Source organism: Agrobacterium sp. El2ro-1b, assembly GCF_048298475.1.
GTDB classification, from domain to species: domain Bacteria; phylum Pseudomonadota; class Alphaproteobacteria; order Rhizobiales; family Rhizobiaceae; genus Agrobacterium; species Agrobacterium fabrum.
In genome coordinates this window covers 2,079,056-2,097,741 of record NZ_CP103458.1, presented here as the reverse complement: position 1 = coordinate 2,097,741, position 18,686 = coordinate 2,079,056, and the positions used below count along the sequence as shown (strand labels likewise).

Here is an 18,686-nt window from a genome sequence, read left to right as displayed (position 1 = left end):
ATCGGCGCAGTTTGCACAAGTGGCATATTCTGGCAAAGCCCCAAAAGAAGAGCGTCGTCAGATGGGAAATCGAGTTGAGCCAACCTCGCCGACGTCATCCTCGGGCTTGTCCCGAGGATCTGCAACGTTGTGATTTTGTTGACGTGGTTAGATCCTTGGGACAGGCCCAAGGATGACGTCGGGAGAATTGGCACTCTTCATGCGAGTCATAAATAAGAACGCGCGGACCTCCCGCGCGCTCCATTACTTGGACGTCACTTCGACCTACTTCAACGCCGCGTCGGTAATCTCCGTCGTATAAGCACCTGTTGGTTCCTTGGTGATGACAGGATCGGAGCCGCCGCCCAGCAGCGTCTTGACGGTACGCTCGTAATCGGCCTTGTCGAGTGCGCCCTTCGAACCGGCGGTGAGCTTGGCGACTTCGCCCATCATGCGCTTCTGGTGCTTTTCGGTCTGGGCGCCGGAGGCGTCGTTTTCGAGAACGATACCGGCGGCATCATCAGGGTTTTCTTCGGCCCACTTCCAGCCCTTCATGGAAGCGCGGACGAATTTGACCAAGTCCTCCTTGAACTTGGCGTCTTTCAGCTTGTCTTCGAGAACGTAAAGTCCGTCTTCCAGCGTCGCCACGCCTTCGTCTTCATATTTGAAGGTGACGAGTTCTTCCGGCTTGATGCCGGCATCGATGACCTGCCAATATTCATTATAGGTCATGGTGGAAATGCAGGCGGCCTGCTTCTGCAGCAGCGGATCGACGTTGAAGCCCTGTTTCAGAACGGTCACGCCATCCGCGCCGCCGGTGGTCGGGATTTTCAGGTGCGCCATCCATGACAGGAACGGATATTCGTTGCCGAAGAACCAGACGCCGAGTGTCTTGCCCTTGAAATCTTCCGGCTTGGTAATGCCGGTTTCTTTCAGGCAGGTCAGCATCATGCCTGACGACTTGAACGGCTGGGCGATGTTGACGAGCGGTACGCCTTTTTCGCGCGTCGCCAGTGCAGACGGCATCCAGTCGACGATGACGTCAGCGCCGCCGCCGGCCAGAACCTGCGCGGGCGCAATATCCGGGCCACCGGGCTTGATATCGACATCGAGGCCTTCGGCTTCATAAAAGCCCTTGTCCTTGGCGACGTAATAACCCGCGAATTGCGCCTGGGTCACCCATTTCAGCTGCAGGGTGATCTTGTCGGCGGCTTGAGCCCCGAATGCGGTCAGAACTGACGCGCCGGCAAGAAGCATGGATGCAAGTTTCATTTTCATCGCTGTTCCCTTTTTCGTTATTTACGTTCGTCCCCCACGGACGGACGGATGCCAGAAGGTGACGGCACGCTCGATGAGCGCCACCAGACCGTAAAAGCCGGAGCCTGCGAGCGCCGCCACGGCGATCTCGGCCCAAACCATATCGACATTGCTGCGGCCCATTTCGGCCGAGATGCGGAAACCCATGCCGACGATGGGCGTGCCGAAAAACTCCGCGACGATGGCGCCGATCAGCGCCAGCGTTGAATTGATCTTCAGCGCGTTGAAGATGAAGGGCCAGGCGGCGGGCAGGCGCAGTTTCAGCAATGTTTGCCCCCAGCCGGCGGCATAGGTGCGCATCAGGTCGCGCTCCATGTGGCTTGAAGCGGCAAGCCCCTGCACCGTGTTCACCAGCATGGGGAAAAACGTCATGATGACGACGACGGCGACTTTCGATTGCCAGTCGAAACCGAACCACATGACCATGATCGGCGCGATGCCGACCACTGGCAAAGCGGAGACGAAATTGCCGATGGGCAAAAGTCCGCGCTGGAGGAAGGGCGAACGGTCGATGAGGATGGCGACGAGGAAACCGAGGCCGCAGCCGAGCACATAACCCGTCAGCACCGATTTGAGGAAAGTCTGGCGGAAATCCGCCCAGAGGATCGGCAGCGAGCCGACTAGACGGGCGAGGATGGCGCTGGGGGCCGGCAGCAGGATGGGCGGAACGGAAAAACCACGCACGATGCCTTCCCAGAGAGCCAGAAGGGCAAGGCCGAAGAGAAGGGGCACGGCGATGCGGCCGATGCGCTGTGCCGAGGAAGAGGTGAAATTGCGACGCACCAGCCATTCGTTGAAGGCCCAGGCGGCAAGCCAGAACAGGATCGCGCCGATAAACCAGGAGGGGTTCGTCATGGCCGTGCTCCCATTCTCTTGAGGACGGCGGCGTGGGCAATGCCGATGATCGACACCAGCAGCGCCGCAACACCGGCGGCCATGAACAGTGCCGCCCATATCTGCACCGTCTGGCCGTAATAGGAGCCGGAGAGAAGCCGCGCACCGAGACCCGCGACGGCGCCTGTCGGCAATTCACCGACGATGGCGCCGACCAGAGCGATGGCAATGGCGATCTTCAGCGAGGTGAAGAGATAGGGCAGGGCGGCAGGCCAGCGCAGCTTCCAGAAGATCTGCGCCGGTGAGGCATTATAGGTGTGCATCAGATCGAGCTGGAGGGTTTCGGGGCTTCTGAGGCCCTTCACCATGCCGACGACGATGGGGAAGAAGGAGAGATAGGTGGAAATCAGCGCCTTGGGCAACAGCCCGGAAATGCCGATGGAGTTCAGGACAACGATGATCATCGGCGCGATGGCGAGAATGGGGATCGTCTGGCTGGCGATGATCCACGGCATGACGGAGCGGTCCATGGCGCGGTTATGGATGATGGCGACGGCAAGCAGGATGCCGAGAACAGCGCCGATGGCGAAACCGAGAAGGGTGGCCGAAAGCGTGATGCCGGCGTGGTAGATCAGGCTGCGCTTGGAGGTGATGGCCTTGTTGACGGTCGTGTCCCAGAGTTCGGCGGCGATCTGGTGTGGGGCGGGGAGAACCGGGCGCTCCTGCGCGAAGGTCTGCGGCAGGAGTTCGAAGAAACCCGGCGTCTGGCCGGCGCGGGTGGCCTGGTCGCGGGCGAAGGGCATGTTGAGATAGATGACTGCGAGGTGCCAAAGGATGAGGATGGCGAGGAGGACGGTGAGGATGGGGAGTATGCGGTGGCGGAGGAGGGTCATGGGTTGGCCCTCTGAGGGTGGGATTTACTCTTGCTCTGAGAGTGACGCTTACCCCCCTCTGTCCTGCCGGACATCTCCCCCACAAGGGGGGAGATCGACTCGTGGTTAGGTTTCACCCATCTCCACGCTTGAGATTGAAGCGGTGGTCGTGCGTCTTGCCGATCTCCCTCCTTGTGGGGGAGATGCCCGGCAGGGCAGAGGGGGGTAGCGCCTACCACAGGGGCGTCTTTTCCAACCTCACCCCTCATAGCCATGCCCCGCCTTCAACCCCTCGCGCACCCGATGTGCAATCGCCAGAAACTCCGGCGTCTCCCTGATCTCCAGCGGCCTTTCGCGCGGCAGGGTGGACTCGATCACGTCAGTCACTCTTCCCGGTCGCGGTGACATGACGACGATCCTGGTCGAGAGATAGACCGCCTCCGGTATGGAATGAGTGACAAAGCAGATGGTCTTGCCGGTCGTATCCCAGAGTTTCAGCAGCTGCTCGTTCAGATGATCGCGGACGATCTCGTCCAGCGCCCCGAAAGGCTCGTCCATCAGCAGCAGGTCGGCATCGAAGGCGAGCGCGCGGGCGATGGAGGCGCGCTGCTGCATGCCGCCGGAAAGCTGCCAGGGATATTTCTTGCCGAAACCGGTGAGGTTGACGAGGTCCATCGTGCGGTCGATGCGCTCGCGTTGTTCGGCCTTGCTATACCCCATGATTTCAAGCGGGAGGGCGATGTTCTTCTCGATGCTGCGCCACGGGTAAAGTGCGGCGGCCTGAAAGACGTAACCGTAGGACCGGTCTCGCCGGGCGTTTTCCGGCGTCGTGCCGTTGACGGTGATCTCGCCTGACGTGTGTTTTTCAAGATCGGCTATGACCCGCAGGAAGGTGGTCTTGCCGCAGCCGGAAGGGCCGATGAAGGAGACGAAATCGCCCTTTTTTACGTCCAGATCGACATCCGACAAGGCGTGGACCGGACCATCCCCCGTTTCGAAGGTCAGGCCCAGTTTTCTGGCGGAAACGACGGAATAGGAAGAGGCCTGGTTCATCTTGGCTGATTGTCGCTTTCCGTAAGGGCCGCGCGCGCCAGCGGCAGCATCTGGGTTTCCGTCAGTTTGGCAATCATCACGCCGGGGCGGCGGTCGAGGTCGAGCCAGCGCACTTCCTCGATTTCCGCCTGCGGCACGACCTCGGCATGAAGTCTGGCGGTAAAGGCATGGGCGACGACATCGGCGCCGGGCTCATTGGCGGCTTCCTCGCGAAAGATGCCCTCATAACGAACGGCATTTTTCGGCAGCGTCAGGCCGATTTCCTCGGCCAGTTCGCGGTGCAGCGCCTGCTCCGGCGTTTCGCCTGGATCGATCTTGCCGCCCGGCTGCATGAACTGCGTGGTGCCGCGCTTGCGCACCACAAGCATCTGCCGTCGTTCGTTGAGGAGAATGGCGGCGGCGATGAGGATTTCGCGTTTCGGCTCGCTGCTCATGGTCACACGCCCGATGCCGGAATGCCTGTGCGTTCCACCTTGCGCGGCGAAACGAGTTCCTTCCAGGTGGAAAGCGCCCGGCTGACGGCGGGATAGGGATCGCGGGCCACGAATTGGCCATGGCCTTCCTGTGTTTCGATGGTGCCTTCCTCGACACTGACAAGGCCACGTGACAGGGTGTAGCGCGGCAGGCCCTTCACTTTCTGCCCTTCGAACAGGTTGTAATCGATGGCCGATTGCTGGCTTGCGGCGCTGATGGTCTTCGTCAGCGCCGGGTCCCAGACGACGATATCGGCATCGCTGCCGACGAGGATCGCGCCCTTTCTCGGATAGATGTTAAGGATTTTGGCGATGTTGGTGGAGGTGACGGCGACAAATTCATTCATCGTCAGCCGGCCGGTCGCTACGCCATGGGTCCAGAGCAGCGGCATGCGATCTTCCAGCCCGCCGGTGCCGTTCGGTATCTTGCGGAAATCACCGATGCCGAAGCGTTTCTGCTCAGTGGTGAAGGCGCAATGGTCGGTCGCCACACATTGCAGCGAGCCGGAGGCGAGACCCGCCCAGAGGCTGTCCTGATGCTGCCGGTTGCGGAAGGGCGGCGACATGACCCGGCGCGCGGCATGATCCCAGTCGGCATTGCCATATTCGCTTTCATCGAGGATCAGGTGCTGGATCAGCGGTTCGCCATAAACGCGCATGCCATTCTGGCGCGCGCGGCGGATGGCTTCATGGGCCTGCTCGCAGGATGTGTGGACGACATAAAGCGGGGCACCTGCCATATCGGCGATGATGATGGCGCGGTTGGTGGCCTCGCCCTCCACGGAGGGAGGCCGGGAATAGGCATGCGCCTCCGGACCGGTATTGCCTTCCGCCATCAGCTTTTCCTGCATCTGCGCGACGATATCGCCGTTTTCCGCATGCACGAAGGGAATGGCGCCGAGTTCCGCACAGCGCGAGAAGGAGGCGAACATCTCGTCGTCATTCACCATCAGCGCGCCCTTATAGGCCATGAAGTGCTTGAACGAGTTGATGCCTTTTTCCTGAACCACCGTCTTCATCTCATCGAAGACTTGCTCGCCCCACCAGGTAACGGCCATGTGGAAGGAATAATCGCAATTGGCGCGCGTCGCCTTGTTGTCCCATCTCTGCAGGGCATCGAGAAGCGACTGGCCGGGATCGGGCAGGCAAAAATCCACCACCATGGTGGTGCCGCCGGCAAGGGCGGCGCGCGTGCCGCTCTCGAAATCGTCGGCGGAATAGGTGCCCATGAAGGGCATTTCCAGATGCACATGCGGATCGATGCCACCAGGCATGACGTAACATCCCGTGGCATCGAGGATCGTGCCGCCGGTCAGATCAGGGCCGATCTCGGTGATCCTGCCATCTTCGATCTTCACATCGGCCTTGTAGGTGAGGTCGGCGGTGACGATGGTGCCGTTTTTGATGATGGTGGCGGTCATTGCACGATCTCCGCAGTCTCCAGCACCGCATGCAGCAGCACGTCGCAGCCGGCGGCGGCCCATTCCGGCGAAATTTCTTCGGCCTCGTTATGGGAAAGCCCACCCACGCAGGGGCAAAAGATCATGGTTGATGGAGCGACCCTTGCCGTCCAGCAGGCATCGTGGCCGGCGCCGGAGATGATGTCCGTGTGGGTGTAACCCAATCTTTCGGCGGCAGAGCGCACGCGCCCGACCAGCACCGGATCGAAGGTGACGGGATCGAAATGGCCGATGGCTTCGATTGCGCAGCCGACGCCGAGTTCTTCGGCGATAACAGGCACCTCGCGCTCGAAGATGGCGCGCATGTTGTCGAGCTTCGCCTGCGAAGGGGTTCGAAGATCGATGGTGAAAACCACCTTGCCGGGCAGCACATTGCGGGAATTGGGCGTGAAGATCATCTGGCCGACGCCAGCGACGGCGCCCGGCTGGTGGGCCATCGCCACTTCCTGCACCTTTTCAAGGATGCGCGCGGCGGCGAGGCCGGCATTGACGCGCATGGCCATCGGCGTCGAGCCGGTATGGGCTTCCTTGCCGGTCAGCGTCACTTCCAGCCACCACAGGCCCTGACCATGGGTAACGACGCCGATCTGTTTGCCTTCCGCCTCGAGGATCGGCCCCTGCTCGATATGATATTCGAAATAGGCGTGCATCTTGCGCGCACCGACTTCTTCTTCGCCCAGCCAGCCGATTCGCTCCAGCTCGTCACCATAGGTCTTGCCGTCGGTATCGGTGCGGCCATAGGCGTAATCGAGATCGTGAATGCCGGCGAAGACGCCGGAGGCCAGCATGGCCGGGGCAAAGCGCGCGCCTTCCTCATTGGACCAGTTGGTGATGGTGATCGGGTGTTTCGTCTTTATGTTGAGATCGTTCAGGCTGCGAACGACTTCCAGTCCAGCCAGCACACCAAGCACGCCATCGAACTTGCCGCCGGTCGGCTGGGTGTCGAGATGGCTGCCGATATAGACCGGCAGCGCGTCCGGGTCCTCACCGGGGCGGGTGGCGAACATCGTGCCCATCTTGTCGACGCCCATCGTCAGGCCGGCCGCTTCGCACCAGCTCTTGAACAGGCTGCGGCCTTCCGCATCTTCATCCGTCAGCGTGCGGCGATTATTGCCGCCGGCAATGCCGGGGCCGATTTTCGCCATGTCCATCAGACTGTCCCACAGACGGTCGCCATTGACCGTCAAGTTTTTACCCGCCGCCATGAAATGTCGTCCTCATCCGTTTGTTTTTATCGAAGCAAAGCTTGTGCCGTTCCCATTTTTGCCGGCTAAGATAACAGTCATTGCCTAATGATGGCGATGGTGGATAAATTGACCGGCTGGTAAACATTGCAAATTCGCGATGGCGTCAGCAAGAGATTTTCGTGACGAATCGCACTAATTTTGCCTAAACTGTACGCGCAGATTATTTTTTAAGCATACTGTATCGGCAATTGCACTGAAAAGAAACAGAGAGCAGAGTATGGCCATACCGCGAGCAGCGAAAACCCAGAAGCGGACCCGCATTCAGGAAGAGAAGCAGGAAACGATTCTCGAGGCTGCGCTCAGTGTGTTTTCCACCAATGGCTTCCGTGGTTCCACCATCGACCAGATTGCCGAGGCGGCCGGCATGTCGAAACCGAACGTGCTTTATTATTTCCGCACCAAGGAAGCGATGCATCGCGCCCTGATCGAACGGGTGCTGGATACGTGGCTCGATCCGCTGCGCGCCTTTGACGCCGAAGGCAATCCCGAAAGCGAAATCCGCTCCTATATTCGCCGCAAGCTGGAAATGTCGCGGGATTTTCCGCGTGAAAGCCGGCTTTTCGCCAATGAAATCCTGCAGGGTGCGCCGCATATAGAGGATGAACTGAAAGGCCCGCTCAAACAACTGGTGGATGAAAAGGCCGAGGTGATCCGCGCCTGGATCAAGGCGGGGCGGATGGCCAAATGCGATCCTTACCATCTGATCTTCTCGATCTGGTCGACCACCCAGCATTATGCGGATTTCGACGTGCAGGTGCGCGCCGTGCTGGGTGACAAACACGGTGGCGACGGTCGTTTCGAGGATGCGGCCCGGCATCTGGAGCAGCTTTTCATGGGCGGATTGCGCATCAGCGGCTGAACGCCAGGGTTCTCACGAACAGGTGATCGATTCTTTCTGCAGAAACATGAGGAAAATTATCACCTTTATACTTTACTCCAAAACTCATCTTTATTATGGTGCCGCTATCCCGAACGTCCGGGGCATGAAAAATCAACCGGCAGGTGAGGGAATGGCACGCAAGGAAAAGAATAAAGCCGAACGCAGCGGCAAGCAGGGCAAGGGCGCGCCTCAACCTGAAAAGGACGTGGCCGAACAGCAGCTTTCCGGTCCGAAGAGCTTTCTTTATGTTGGCGGCCGTGACTGTCAGGTTGCCCATCTTCGCCAGATCGCCAGCAATTTCGGTGCCGAACTGATCCACCACGATGGCGGCCTGCGTGAGGCGGTCTCGCGCATCGATACCGTGCTTCCCTCCGTCGACTGCGTTTTCTGCCCGATCGACTGTATCAGCCACGATGCGTGTCTGCGGGTGAAGTCCGGTTGCAAGAAATTCGGCAAGACGTTCATTCCGCTGCGCAATGGCAGCAAATCCAGTCTGGAGCGGGCGCTGCAGACGATGAATGAACGGACCCCCAACGATGAGCGACGAGCGCAATAATTTTAAGGTTGAAGAGCCGGCGGCAGATGAAGCCTGCCGCGTGGAACTGCACAAGATGGCCGAACAGGCTGCCGATCCGGCCCTGACGGAAATGTATGAAATCGTTGGCGAACGTCAAAGGCGCAACCGCGCCGCGACCGCCGGCGGCAATGTGGCGATGTTTCCCCATCTGCGCACCCGCCAGCCCGGCGAAGCGCCGCCCTTTGCTCTCGGCGAGGCGGCGGAAAAGGGCCGCAACATCCTGCCGTTTCGCTGGACGCGGCGGCGTTGAGGCCGATCAGCCTTTCGGCTTCAGGAACGCGCCGGCGCAGAGCACCAGCCATCCGCCGATCATGCCGAGCCCGCCTATGGGTGCTGCGTAGGGGAACAGGCTGTGGCCGGAAAAATGCCTGACGACGAGATCGCCGACAAAAACGGCCGTGCCGAGACCGAGGATCAGGCCCCCCGGAATGGCGGTTCTGATGCGGTCCGCACCGATATTGAGTGCCACCAGCACCGGCGCATGCGCCAGCGCCATGGCCGAGGCATTGCCCAGCATATAGGTTTCACCGGTATGGGTGGCGGCGGCGGCAAGCATGACGCCGGCAGCCCCCAGGAGGCCGCCCAGCAGCAGAATGAAGGCGCGCAGTCTCGCGTGGGTCATGGATTATCCGCTTCCTGGTTCTGCATGTGAAAGGCCAGCCGCTCCACCGGCGCCCAGATGATCTCCCGCAGCTTTGCATTCTCGATCGTCTCATCCATGGCGCGGCGGAAGCACAGCAGCCATTCATCCCGCTCGGCCGGGCCAATGGGGGCGACGAAATGGCGGCGGCGCAGCATCGGGTGGCCGTGTTTTTCGACATAGACGGGCGGTCCGCCAAGATATCCCGTCAGATAGTCGTAAAACTTCGCCTCGCTGCCGGAAAGATCGGCAGGGTGGATGGCGCGGCAGCGCGCGGCCTCGGGCAGGGTGTCCATCAATTCATAAAAGCGCTGGGTGAGCGCCCTGACGGTCGCATCGCCACCGATCGCTTGATAAAGGGTAACGGTCTCGCCGCTCATCGTCGCCTCCTTGGACCCTGTGGTCCTTATCGCTTTCCGGGGCATGGAGTGCAACAGGGAAAGGCGGGATGCGACATTTGGGACATCGTGCCCATAAAACTTCAGTTTTCAGGCCCGACGGATTGTTGAATAGCTTGGACGGCGATTTTCAGCGGTGCGACATGTTCGGTCACCACTGCCCAGATCACATCATCCGCGATCTTGTGGTATTCGTGACGTAAAATATTGCCGATCCCATGAATCTGTTTCCAGGGAATGTCAGGCGCGACATCAAGCAAGTCTTCCGGGATATGCCGTGATGCCTCTGAAACGATCTCCAAAGCGCGCTGTACGGCAAGCTTGAGGAGCCAGTTCTGTTTGAAGTCGTCCAGTGACAATCCGGCGGTGTGCGTCTCGATGCCGTGGATCGCCTCCAGCATTTCGCTGAGAACCGGCCCGACCCTGCGCCTTATCATCAGAATATCCGCACTGCGGATTGCTCGATGTCGGCGCGGAGCAGCGGGTGAAGGCTGTTGCGGGTGGTCACGTCCACTTCCATCGCCAGCTCGTCTTCCAGAAACTGCTTGATGCCGACGAGATCGATCAGCGAAAAGCGACCGTCCTGATCGTAATCGATGAAGACGTCCAGATCGCTTGCGGTCAGTGCTTCATCGCGGGCGGTGGATCCAAAAAGATACAGCGATGTGGCGCCCATGCTTTTCATGGCATGGGCGTGCATTTTGAGTTTCCTGATGGCCTCTGCTCTCTTCATGCGGCAAGCTTACACCATCGCGCAGGCGGCATCCACACTCAGCCAAAATTCCGGATGAGCTCGAGCCCCTTGTGCAACAGCGTTTCGGCTTCGTCCTGGTTGGCGGCCTCGACGTAGCAGCGCATTTCCGGGGCGTTGCCGGAAGGGCGGAAATGGATGGTGCTGCCGTCGGTGAGCGTCACACGCAGGCCGTCAATGTCGCTCAGATCCTTGACCTTGCCTACAGGGGCGAGGAAGGCCTCGAGGTTGTCGCGGGAGGCGCGCAGATGCGTCATCAGGGCGGCGCTTTTTTCCTGGGCGAAATTTTCCAGGCGGTCGGCGGCGGCGACCGGCAGCCTGTAGGCGGCGGCGATCTCCGAGAGCGGTTTTTTCTGCTCGGCCGAGAGAAGCAGCACGGCGAGAATGGGCAGGAAGCTGTCACGCGTCGGCAGTGGCGAAAGCGGCCTGCCGTTCAGCGTAAACGCCGAGGCCGTCAGCAGGCCGCCATTGGCCTCGAAACCCATGACGCCGTTTTTTCCTTCGGCAAGGGCCTGCGCCATGCCGGCGATCACGAAGGGTGAGCCGACCTTGGTGCGGATGACCTCGAACGAGCCGCTCGCCTCGATACCCGAATTGGACGTGACCGGGGTGACGACGACGCCGGCATCGAGGAAATTGGCGGTGATGAGGCCGATCAGGTCACCGCGCAGCGGTATGCCGTTTTCATCGGACAGCAGAGGGCGGTCGCCATCGCCATCGGCGGAAACGATGGCGTCTAGGCCATGCTCGGGCGACCATTTTCTGAGAAGTGCCAGCGTTTCCGGCGAGACTGCCTCGGTATCCACGGGGATAAAGCTTTCGGAGCGACCGAGCGGCACGACGTCGGCGCCATAATGGGCCAGCACGTCGACAAAGAGATCGCGCGCCACCGTGCTATGCTGGTAGACGCCGATCCTGAGGCCGGAAAGCGCCTTTTCCGGCAGGAGGGCGATGTTGCGTTCGTAGAAAAGTTCGGCAGCGATGGCGGAATGGTCCTCGGCGGTGGCCGCCTCGTCGCTTATGCCTTCCGCCTCGATTTCGGCTGCAAGGGTCGCGATCGCGGTTTCGTCCTGCTTGTCGATTTCGCCGTCCGGGCGGTAGAATTTAATGCCGTTGCGGTCTGCCGGGATATGCGAGCCGGTAATCATCAGCGCGCCCGCCTTCAGCGACAGGCCGTAAAGTGCCAGTGCCGGGGTCGGCACCGTGCCGCAATCGAGCGGATTGAGGCCGGCTTTTTTCAGCGCGGCGATGCAGGTGGCGGAGACATCCGGGCTCGAGTCGCGAAAATCGCGGCCGACGAGAATGGGATCACCCACCTTTGCCTGGCCCGATGTGAGAAGGTGCCTTGCAAATGCCGTGGCGTAGACGGCGGAGGCTTTTCCCTTCAGATCGACGGAGAGGCCGCGAAGGCCGCTCGTTCCGAATTTCAGGCTCATTCCAAACTCCGTTTCCATAAAATCTTTGAGGGGCAAAGGGATAATGAAAAAATATAACGGTTGAAAGAACCGTATCGATCCATTCAAGTCAATCATCGCTTTCATGGTGGCCGCGAATAGGCGATGATGGCGGAAATGATGCGGGTAACCTAAAATTCACCCGTCATATTTAAACTTGTCCGTCAATGGCGGCTCTGGCGACGATGGGAATACTGTGTTGCCGGCCTTTTTTGTGGTTCGTTCGAGTTGGATTGGCTGATGTACAGGCTTCAAAAGGCGGGACATAAGCAGGCACGTCCGCTCGATGAAAAAACGGCGCCCGCCGCCAGAACCCATGGCTCCCTGCTGGACGATCTGGTGGATGAGGACGAGGTTTTCGAGCGCACGGTGCTGAAAGAGCATCTCGAGCCGAAACCGGCGGCGACCGCTACCGAGCCGGCCCCGGTCGAGACGCGAGTGAGGACGGCTTCCCCTGGTGGAGGCCTTGCCTCCATGCTGCCCGGCCTCAAATATATCGACAGGATCGGCGTGGACGACGTGCTCGTCTGGCTGCGCAAGGGTATTGTCTGGATCGTGCTGGCGATCGTTCTCTGCGTTGCAGGCGCGCTCACTTATGCCTCCATGACGCCGCCGCGCTACAAGGCCTATACGGATATCGTCGTTAATCCCTCCAACCTGAATGTCGTCAATGACGGGGTGTTTTCGCCCAACCAGCAACGCGACACGCAGATTCTCGAGGTGGAAAGCAAGCTGCGCACCATCACCTCGCGCAATGTGCTGGCGCGGGTGGTGGATGAGCTGAAGCTCGATCAGGACCCCGAATTCGTCAGCCCGCCGCCGCTTGCCCGGCTGAAGGCCATGTTTTCATCAAAGCCTGATGATGGCGACGACCGCGTCGGTGCGCTTCGCTCGCTCGGCGATCGGGTGACGGCGGAGCGTGATCCGCGCTCCTTCGTGGTCACGCTTTCGGTCTGGACCAATGATGCCGAAAAATCGGTGGTGGTCTCGAAGGCCATCGTGAAGTCCTTCGAAAGCGAGCTGTTCCAGACAAACTCCGACAGCAGCCAGCGCGTCGTCGACGATCTCAAGAAGCGGCTCGAGGAAATGCGCGAGAATGTTACCATCGCCGAAAAGCGCGTGGCCGATTTTCGGCGCGAGAACGGTCTGCAGGAAAATAATGGCCAGCTCGTCAGCAATCTCGCCTCCGGCGAATTGAATGCGCAGGTGCTTGCGACCCAGCAGCGGCTGATCCAGGAGGAATCCCGCCTGAAGCAGATGGAGGCGGCAATCGCCCAGAACCGCACACAAAGCGACGCCATTTTCGACAGCCAGACGATGAACACCATCCGCGCCCAATATAGCATGCTGCAACAGCAGATCGGCGCGATGACGCTGACCTATGGCGCGCGTCATCCGCGTCTTGCAACCGCGGGTGCGGAGCGGGCGATGCTGGAACGGGGCATGGCGGATGAGGCGCGACGCATCCTGCAGGCGGCAAAGATCAATGTCGCTGAAGCGCGTTCCTCGCTTGATGCGCTGAGATTGAAGGCTGTGGCGGAGCGCGCCAATGTCTTTACCGACAATGATGCGCAGGTGCGGCTGCGCGATCTCGATCGCGACGCCCGCTCGGCGGCGGCGATCTATGAGACTTATCTCACCCGCTCGCGCCAGCTTGCCGAACAGCAATCGATCGATTCCACCAATGTGCGGGTGATTTCGCAGCCGGTTGCACCCAATTCCCGAAGCTGGCCACCGGGCAAGCTGACCTTCCTGATTGCCGGCGGCATGGGTGGCCTGTTCCTCGGTCTCGCGATCGCCGTGGCGCTCGGTCTCTGGGGTTATCTGCGAAGGGACGATCACGCGGAAGCAGCGGCGCGTTATGCCTGATCCGGGAGCGCCTGCTTTCCGCGCTTATTCTTCCGAGATAAGGCCGTCATAGACCTCGAGCAGGGCAGCGGCGATGGCTGCGCCCAGCGCATTGCCCGCATCGCGAATGCCGGTCTCGTCGCCGTCGCGCACCGAAATGGCCAGATCGGAGGCTTCGTTGGCGACGATTTCCTTTGCCCGTTCTATCGCCCAGAGGCCGAAATCGCCGCGATTGTCGATCGAGATTGTTTCCATGGCGAAGACCTTTCCGTGATTTGATGTCGTGGTCCCTTACCGCATCGGCGGGGAAACAGGAATAGGCGCGGCAGGAGTGGCGCACAACTTTCAGGCGTGTAAAATGCCTGCGGCATGTGGGGATTTATAAAAATATTAATGATAGTTCTTCGTAGTGTTTGAAGCCTTATACCCTAAGCATAAACGTGAATATAACAATGAAACGATGCCTATCTTGGACACCGGACAGATCATGACAGGGAGAGAGATGCCGGATGCGGAAGGGCCGGGCCAGATCTGGCCGGTTATTCCCCTTGCGGCACTGCCCATCACTGACGCGACCATCGATGAAACGGCGCGGGATTTCATCCTGCGCGCGACGACAGAGCGTGTGGCCGGTGCAAGACCGTTTTATTCGACCTCGGCGAATGGCCAGGTCATTGCGCTCTGCCATCACGACCGGGAATTCGACGCCATGCTACGGCAGGCGGACCAGATTCACGCCGATGGCATGTCGCTGGTGATCTTCTCCCGCAAATTCTGCCGGCAGGCGCTGAGGGAACGGGTCGCGACGACGGACCTCGTTCACGCGGTCGCCAGGCGCGCCGAAGAAACGGGCAGCCGGTTTTATTTCCTCGGCGGTTCGGAAGAGGTGAACCGCGCGGCGGTCGAAGAAATGCAGAGGCTTTATCCGCGTCTCATATTTTCGGGACGGCGCAACGGTTATTTCAGCCGGGCCGAGGAAGACGCGGTCCTTGCCGATATCGCCGCTTCGAAAACGGATATCCTGTGGGTCGGCTTCGGTATTCCGCTGGAGCAGCGTTTCGTCTCGCGCAATCTCGAAAGGCTTTCGGGCATCGCCGTGATAAAGACCTGCGGCGGCCTTTTCGATTTTCTTGCCGGCCGGAATAGCCGCGCGCCGCAATGGATGCAGGATATGGGGCTGGAATGGCTCTACCGGGCGATGCTCGAGCCGAAGCGCCTCGGAAAACGCTATCTTCTGACCAATCCGATCGCCATATATTCGCTGCTGAAATATCGGTTCGGGGCGTCAGGTCAGGGCCGGTAACGCAGCGGTAAGCCTCTTCCACGGCAGGTATATCGCATCGCACCAGCTACATCACGCTTCGCTAACTTATTGAACGAACGGGCTTTGGCGCTGAAATTCGTTGCAACTGCGAAGGACCGCGCTACACTGTCCCAATATTACAAATTTATTCGAATCAGAGATATTTTGGGGACACCCATGGTGATTACGTCCATTTCTCTTTTCATATATGGAATTGGCACCGCCACCTCTCTCGCCATGACCTATATTGAAGGTGCCCGCCGCGACAAGAATTGGGATTTTTACCGGGTGACCGGCATCGTCCTTTGTTTCTTCTGGCCGCTGTTGGTGCCGCTCCTCGTTATTGCGACGGCTTTTTCGGCGCTCGGTTCGCAGAAGCGACGCCAGAACATGCTGCCGTTTGGCAGGGAAAAGACCCTCAGCTAGACCACCGATGCGAGCGATTGGGGTTCAGCTCTTCTTCGCCGGCGCCTTATAGGGCGTGAGCGTAATTCCAAGGCTCGCCATGACCCGGCCGATGGACATGAGCGGCGGATGGGTGGCGGGCAACAATGCGCCGGTTTTCAGTCCGGCGGAAACGGCGCGCACCAGTGACAGGCACAGGCTGACGGCATTTTTGGCGGCGAGCAGCAGCCCGCCCTTCAGACCGGGGCGGCGGGCGCGGTCAATGCTGTAATTGATGATGCCGGTGCGAAGCGAGCGCTCCATGATCCAGCGCGACGCCATGCGGCTTTCCGGCACATATTCGATGATGATGGCGCGCGCATTCCAGGCGAATTTGAAACCGGCCTTGCGGCAGCGGGTAAAGAAATCCATGTCGCCACCGCCGAGGAAGTTGAACTGCACGTCGAATTCCGGTTTCGGCAGGGTTTCGAACACCCGCCGCGAGATCAGGCAATTGCCCGATCCGTGGATTTGCTCGACAAGGCCGGTCGGCGCTTCAATGGAGCCGAACAGCGGATGGGAAAGAACCGCCTTGGAAGCTGGTGCGTCAAATTCGCGATTGACCGGTCCGCCGACGATATCGACGCCGAAGGATTTCGCCGTCGACACCATTTCGGCGAGCCAGACGGGGGAGGCGGCCTCGTCGTCATCGATCATCAGGAACCACTCCGCCGAAGGATAGCTCTGCCGGGCGGTGCGGAAGGCCGTGTTGATGGCGTAACAATTGCCCTGCGTCGGCTCGACCAGGGCCTGACCGGCCATGCCGTTTTCGGCGAAAAAGGCGCGTGCGACGGCGAGGCCCTGCTGGCCTGCGCCATCATTATCGACCACGACGACGGCGAAGGGAAAATCGACCTTCTGGGCTGCGAGCGATGCGAGCGTCTTTTTCAGGCCTTCCGGCCGGCGGAAACTTGGAATGCAGACCACCGCTTCCGGCATGATCTCGGGCATGGAAACTCCTAAATTCCGGCAAGCGCGGCGGCGGAAAAAACGACGGCCCGAAGGCTCTGGCGCGGGCGGTTGAGGATGGTGTCGGCCAGCGCCGAAAAAGCCTCGCGGTAGCGGCGGGCGCGGAAGGCCTGCGCCACGGTATAGGCATTCATGTGGTTTTCGGATTTGCGGCGAAGCCGTTGCAATTCCGGCGGGGAGACGGCGGCAACGATGGCGGGATCGGAAAACACGGCTTCGATGGCCGGTTCGCAGTCGCGGAAAGTCAAAAGCCTGTTCATCATCACGCTTGTCCTGTGCACCCGGTAATCGAGCACATGGCAGCCCGGCAGATAGACAAAACGGCCGGCGGCGGCGAGCCGGCACCAGCCGTACCAGTCTTCCGCATAACGCAGGGTCTCGTCGAAACCGCCAAAGTCCTGAAAGACGCGGGTTCTGACCAACATGATGCCGCCATTGACGATGAAGTTTCCGCCGAGCAGCGGCTGGAGAATGAAACCGTCAGGCTTTTCAAGGCGACGGATGAGGTTGCGCCGGCCGATCTTGGCGCCGTTTTCATCGATGCGCTCATAATCGCCGTAGACGGCGACGACGTCAGGCCCGGAAATGCCGGCGCACAAAGCTGCGATGGCGCCCGGTTTCAGGCGGTCGTCGGCATCGAGAAACATCGTCCATTCGCCGCGCGCCTGCGACAGGCCAAAGTTGCGCACGGCGGAAACGCCCTGACGGCCCTGCGGTCGGGCCAGTAATTTGATGCGGGGATCGGAAAACCTTTCCACCTTTTGCGCGGTGGTGTCGGTGGAGCCGTCATCGACGACGAGCACTTCACGGATGGTCTCGCCCTGCAGCAAAACGCTTTCGATCGCTTCCACGATGTAACGCTCGCCATTGCGAACGGGAATGACAATCGAAACGGAGACCAAGCTTTTCAACTCCATAAAGGGCGGCCCAAGCATTCTCACAGTGAAGTTACTACCGCATTAAGCGGGGCTCACCAATTATGACGTGGTATAGCGTCGGTTAACCTTGCAAATCTTTAATATCCTTTTCCTATGATTGGAATGTTATGTTTTGGGAATAAGAGCGCAGCGCATCCCTTCGGATGCAGATGCGCTGGGGTTGTGGAGGTGGGTTGATGCGGATCGGGCGGCGGAATTTTCTGGGTGGTGCGGCAAGCGCTGGCCTGTTGCATGCCGTGGCCGGGCCGGCTTTTGCCGCGCAGAAAAAAGCCACGATCAAGACCGCTCCCTATGGAGCCGCCGTCTACCTGCCTGATCTCAACGCCGATAGCCGCATCGGCGAGGCGGTGGTGAAATATTGCTCGCGTATTACCCCTGTCACCGAAATGAAATGGGAGGTAATGCGGCCCTCCGCAGAGGCTTTCGATTTCGCCGCCGCCGATGCAATCGCCAACTTCGCGCGCCAGCACAAGCTTTCCATGCATGGCCATCCCTTGATCTGGTATGCCTCCAACGCGCCCTGGCTGGCGAGCATCGGCAACGGCGTGAAGGTCGAGAAGCTGATGGAGAAACACATCGTCACCGTGATGGAGCGTTATAAGGACGTGATCCACAGCTGGGACGTGGTCAACGAGCCGATCCCCGATGTGCCTGCCAATGTGCGTGCGCGGCGTGATGCCTGGTATTACGGTGCCGGGCCTGATGCCATCAAGAAGGCTTTCGACCTTGCCCATGCGGTCGATCCGAAGGCGCAGCTCGTGCTCAACGAATATGATGTCGAATTTGCTGCCGAGAAATCGCCGGCCAAACGCGCCGCCTTTCGCAATCTCATTCTCGAACTGCTCGAAAAGGGCGCGCCGATCAACGCCGTCGGCCTGCAGGGGCATTTGCGCGGCGGCTGGCCGATCGCCAAGGACGAGCTGGCGGCCTTCACGACGGAAATGCGCAGTTACGGTCTTGCCGTGCTGGTGACGGAGCTTGACGTGATGGACCAGACGCTGCCCACACCGGAGGCCGAGCGCGACATGCTGATAACAGGCCAGGTCCGCGAGTTTCTGGAGGCAGCTTCCGCAGGCGGCCCGCTTTCCTCAATCACCACATGGGGCATTTCGGACCAATATAGCTGGATCCGCTGGGCCTATCCGCGCCGCGACGGCACCGCCAACCGGCCGCTGCCGCTGGACTGGAGTTTCAACGAAAAACCCATGATGGCCGTCATCAATGAATTCCGCAACCGTGGTGCATGACT

Annotated in this window: 21 protein-coding genes and 1 pseudogene; 7 read left to right on the top strand and 15 right to left on the bottom strand. The window is 60.1% G+C overall.

Translation table 11 applies throughout. The annotated features are described in order from the left end of the window. Nucleotides 1-264 precede the first annotated feature (264 nt). From NYR50_RS10430 to NYR50_RS10400, 7 genes are all read right to left on the bottom strand, one after another. Nucleotides 265-1,257, bottom strand: coding sequence for an ABC transporter substrate-binding protein (locus NYR50_RS10430; protein WP_418135885.1), 993 nt, complete (start codon nucleotides 1,255-1,257; stop codon nucleotides 265-267). Between the two features lie 21 nt (nucleotides 1,258-1,278). Next, complete coding sequence (locus NYR50_RS10425) at nucleotides 1,279-2,151, bottom strand: ABC transporter permease (protein ID WP_418135884.1); 873 nt, start codon at nucleotides 2,149-2,151, stop codon at nucleotides 1,279-1,281. Next, nucleotides 2,148-3,023 carry an ABC transporter permease gene (locus NYR50_RS10420; protein WP_418135883.1) on the bottom strand — a complete coding sequence of 292 codons (876 nt, stop codon included), beginning with the start codon at nucleotides 3,021-3,023 and terminating at the stop codon, nucleotides 2,148-2,150. Before NYR50_RS10420 ends, NYR50_RS10425 begins: the two co-directional genes overlap by 4 nt. Before the next feature lie 237 nt (nucleotides 3,024-3,260). Beyond that, complete coding sequence (locus NYR50_RS10415) at nucleotides 3,261-4,055, bottom strand: ABC transporter ATP-binding protein (protein ID WP_174009187.1); 795 nt, start codon at nucleotides 4,053-4,055, stop codon at nucleotides 3,261-3,263. Continuing rightward, nucleotides 4,052-4,495, bottom strand: a complete 444-nt coding sequence (locus NYR50_RS10410) for an NUDIX hydrolase (RefSeq protein ID WP_418135882.1) — start codon at nucleotides 4,493-4,495, stop codon at nucleotides 4,052-4,054. Before NYR50_RS10410 ends, NYR50_RS10415 begins: the two co-directional genes overlap by 4 nt. Further along, nucleotides 4,492-5,949, bottom strand: a complete 1,458-nt coding sequence (gene hydA / locus NYR50_RS10405; RefSeq protein ID WP_418135881.1) for a dihydropyrimidinase — start codon at nucleotides 5,947-5,949, stop codon at nucleotides 4,492-4,494. The genes NYR50_RS10410 and hydA overlap by 4 nt, the downstream gene beginning before the upstream one ends. Further along, nucleotides 5,946-7,193, bottom strand: coding sequence for a Zn-dependent hydrolase (locus NYR50_RS10400; protein WP_418135880.1), 1,248 nt, complete (start codon nucleotides 7,191-7,193; stop codon nucleotides 5,946-5,948). Before NYR50_RS10400 ends, hydA begins: the two co-directional genes overlap by 4 nt. 259 nt (nucleotides 7,194-7,452) lie before the next feature. Here NYR50_RS10400 and NYR50_RS10395 point away from each other — a divergent pair, with 259 nt between their 5' ends. The 3 genes and pseudogenes from NYR50_RS10395 (at nucleotide 7,453) to NYR50_RS10385 (ending at nucleotide 8,942) form a co-directional block, all read left to right on the top strand. Continuing rightward, entirely contained in the window at nucleotides 7,453-8,094 is a 642-nt protein-coding gene (locus NYR50_RS10395) for a TetR family transcriptional regulator C-terminal domain-containing protein (protein ID WP_010972280.1), read from the top strand. 253 nt (nucleotides 8,095-8,347) lie between these two features. Further along, nucleotides 8,348-8,671: pseudogene (locus tag NYR50_RS10390) on the top strand (DUF2325 domain-containing protein); the annotation flags it as partial. Further along, nucleotides 8,652-8,942: a hypothetical protein gene (locus NYR50_RS10385; RefSeq protein ID WP_418137290.1), complete on the top strand. Its 291-nt coding sequence runs from the start codon at nucleotides 8,652-8,654 to the stop codon at nucleotides 8,940-8,942. The pseudogene NYR50_RS10390 and the gene NYR50_RS10385, both read left to right, overlap by 20 nt. 6 nt (nucleotides 8,943-8,948) lie before the next feature. Here the strand turns inward: NYR50_RS10385 and NYR50_RS10380 are convergent, their stop codons facing one another. The 5 genes from NYR50_RS10380 to uppO all read right to left on the bottom strand — a co-directional run bounded on the left by NYR50_RS10380 (nucleotide 8,949) and on the right by uppO (nucleotide 11,917). Then, nucleotides 8,949-9,314 carry a DUF423 domain-containing protein gene (locus NYR50_RS10380; protein ID WP_418135879.1) on the bottom strand — a complete coding sequence of 122 codons (366 nt, stop codon included), beginning with the start codon at nucleotides 9,312-9,314 and terminating at the stop codon, nucleotides 8,949-8,951. Then, the gene (locus tag NYR50_RS10375) at nucleotides 9,311-9,712 is read right to left on the bottom strand and encodes a group II truncated hemoglobin (protein WP_418135878.1); all 402 of its coding nucleotides are present in this window, start codon (nucleotides 9,710-9,712) and stop codon (nucleotides 9,311-9,313) included. The genes NYR50_RS10380 and NYR50_RS10375 overlap by 4 nt, the downstream gene beginning before the upstream one ends. Before the next feature lie 101 nt (nucleotides 9,713-9,813). Beyond that, the gene (locus NYR50_RS10370) at nucleotides 9,814-10,131 is read right to left on the bottom strand and encodes a DUF86 domain-containing protein (protein ID WP_418135877.1); all 318 of its coding nucleotides are present in this window, start codon (nucleotides 10,129-10,131) and stop codon (nucleotides 9,814-9,816) included. 35 nt (nucleotides 10,132-10,166) lie between these two features. Beyond that, entirely contained in the window at nucleotides 10,167-10,463 is a 297-nt protein-coding gene (locus tag NYR50_RS10365) for a nucleotidyltransferase family protein (RefSeq protein ID WP_418135876.1), read from the bottom strand. Nucleotides 10,464-10,501: 38 nt separating this feature from the next. Continuing rightward, nucleotides 10,502-11,917: a polysaccharide biosynthesis phosphomannomutase UppO gene (gene uppO, locus NYR50_RS10360; protein ID WP_418135875.1), complete on the bottom strand. Its 1,416-nt coding sequence runs from the start codon at nucleotides 11,915-11,917 to the stop codon at nucleotides 10,502-10,504. A gap of 258 nt (nucleotides 11,918-12,175) precedes the next feature. Between uppO and uppM the strand changes: the two genes are divergently transcribed. Next, a complete protein-coding gene (gene uppM / locus NYR50_RS10355; protein ID WP_418135874.1) occupies nucleotides 12,176-13,804 on the top strand; it encodes a polysaccharide biosynthesis protein UppM in 1,629 nt (542 codons plus the stop codon). A gap of 24 nt (nucleotides 13,805-13,828) precedes the next feature. On the opposite strand, the gene NYR50_RS10350 is transcribed toward uppM, so the two are convergent. Continuing rightward, complete coding sequence (locus NYR50_RS10350; protein ID WP_006311763.1) at nucleotides 13,829-14,038, bottom strand: hypothetical protein; 210 nt, start codon at nucleotides 14,036-14,038, stop codon at nucleotides 13,829-13,831. Nucleotides 14,039-14,285: 247 nt separating this feature from the next. Here NYR50_RS10350 and uppL point away from each other — a divergent pair, with 247 nt between their 5' ends. Continuing rightward, nucleotides 14,286-15,086, top strand: coding sequence for a polysaccharide biosynthesis UDP-hexose transferase UppL (gene uppL / locus NYR50_RS10345; protein ID WP_418137289.1), 801 nt, complete (start codon nucleotides 14,286-14,288; stop codon nucleotides 15,084-15,086). 84 nt (nucleotides 15,087-15,170) lie between these two features. Next, a complete protein-coding gene (locus NYR50_RS10340) occupies nucleotides 15,171-15,512 on the top strand; it encodes a hypothetical protein (protein ID WP_418135873.1) in 342 nt (113 codons plus the stop codon). A gap of 24 nt (nucleotides 15,513-15,536) precedes the next feature. Here NYR50_RS10340 and uppJ read toward each other — a convergent pair whose 3' ends face one another. Continuing rightward, nucleotides 15,537-16,481, bottom strand: coding sequence for a polysaccharide biosynthesis UDP-hexose transferase UppJ (uppJ, locus tag NYR50_RS10335; protein ID WP_418135872.1), 945 nt, complete (start codon nucleotides 16,479-16,481; stop codon nucleotides 15,537-15,539). 8 nt (nucleotides 16,482-16,489) lie between these two features. Further along, entirely contained in the window at nucleotides 16,490-17,401 is a 912-nt protein-coding gene (uppH, locus tag NYR50_RS10330) for a polysaccharide biosynthesis endo-1,4-beta-xylanase UppH (RefSeq protein ID WP_418135871.1), read from the bottom strand. A 212-nt stretch (nucleotides 17,402-17,613) separates the two neighbouring features. Between uppH and uppI the strand changes: the two genes are divergently transcribed. After that, a complete protein-coding gene (uppI, locus tag NYR50_RS10325) occupies nucleotides 17,614-18,684 on the top strand; it encodes a polysaccharide biosynthesis UDP-hexose transferase UppI (protein ID WP_418135870.1) in 1,071 nt (356 codons plus the stop codon). Nucleotides 18,685-18,686 lie beyond the last annotated feature (2 nt).

Bases quoted from the DNA above. Each gene is read 5' to 3' on its own strand.
- NYR50_RS10430 (WP_418135885.1), bottom strand. From the start codon at position 1,257: ATGAAAATGAAACTTGCATCCATGCTTCTTGCCGGCGCGTCAGTTCTG.
- NYR50_RS10425 (WP_418135884.1), bottom strand. From the start codon at position 2,151: ATGACGAACCCCTCCTGGTTTATCGGCGCGATCCTGTTCTGGCTTGCC.
- NYR50_RS10420 (WP_418135883.1), bottom strand. From the start codon at position 3,023: ATGACCCTCCTCCGCCACCGCATACTCCCCATCCTCACCGTCCTCCTC.
- NYR50_RS10415 (WP_174009187.1), bottom strand. From the start codon at position 4,055: ATGAACCAGGCCTCTTCCTATTCCGTCGTTTCCGCCAGAAAACTGGGC.
- hydA (WP_418135881.1), bottom strand. From the start codon at position 5,949: ATGACCGCCACCATCATCAAAAACGGCACCATCGTCACCGCCGACCTC.
- NYR50_RS10400 (WP_418135880.1), bottom strand. From the start codon at position 7,193: ATGGCGGCGGGTAAAAACTTGACGGTCAATGGCGACCGTCTGTGGGAC.
- NYR50_RS10395 (WP_010972280.1), top strand. From the start codon at position 7,453: ATGGCCATACCGCGAGCAGCGAAAACCCAGAAGCGGACCCGCATTCAG.
- NYR50_RS10385 (WP_418137290.1), top strand. From the start codon at position 8,652: ATGAGCGACGAGCGCAATAATTTTAAGGTTGAAGAGCCGGCGGCAGAT.
- NYR50_RS10380 (WP_418135879.1), bottom strand. From the start codon at position 9,314: ATGACCCACGCGAGACTGCGCGCCTTCATTCTGCTGCTGGGCGGCCTC.
- NYR50_RS10375 (WP_418135878.1), bottom strand. From the start codon at position 9,712: ATGAGCGGCGAGACCGTTACCCTTTATCAAGCGATCGGTGGCGATGCG.
- NYR50_RS10370 (WP_418135877.1), bottom strand. From the start codon at position 10,131: ATGCTGGAGGCGATCCACGGCATCGAGACGCACACCGCCGGATTGTCA.
- NYR50_RS10365 (WP_418135876.1), bottom strand. From the start codon at position 10,463: ATGAAGAGAGCAGAGGCCATCAGGAAACTCAAAATGCACGCCCATGCC.
- uppO (WP_418135875.1), bottom strand. From the start codon at position 11,917: ATGAGCCTGAAATTCGGAACGAGCGGCCTTCGCGGCCTCTCCGTCGAT.
- uppM (WP_418135874.1), top strand. From the start codon at position 12,176: ATGTACAGGCTTCAAAAGGCGGGACATAAGCAGGCACGTCCGCTCGAT.
- NYR50_RS10350 (WP_006311763.1), bottom strand. From the start codon at position 14,038: ATGGAAACAATCTCGATCGACAATCGCGGCGATTTCGGCCTCTGGGCG.
- uppL (WP_418137289.1), top strand. From the start codon at position 14,286: ATGCCGGATGCGGAAGGGCCGGGCCAGATCTGGCCGGTTATTCCCCTT.
- uppJ (WP_418135872.1), bottom strand. From the start codon at position 16,481: ATGCCCGAGATCATGCCGGAAGCGGTGGTCTGCATTCCAAGTTTCCGC.
- uppI (WP_418135870.1), top strand. From the start codon at position 17,614: ATGCGGATCGGGCGGCGGAATTTTCTGGGTGGTGCGGCAAGCGCTGGC.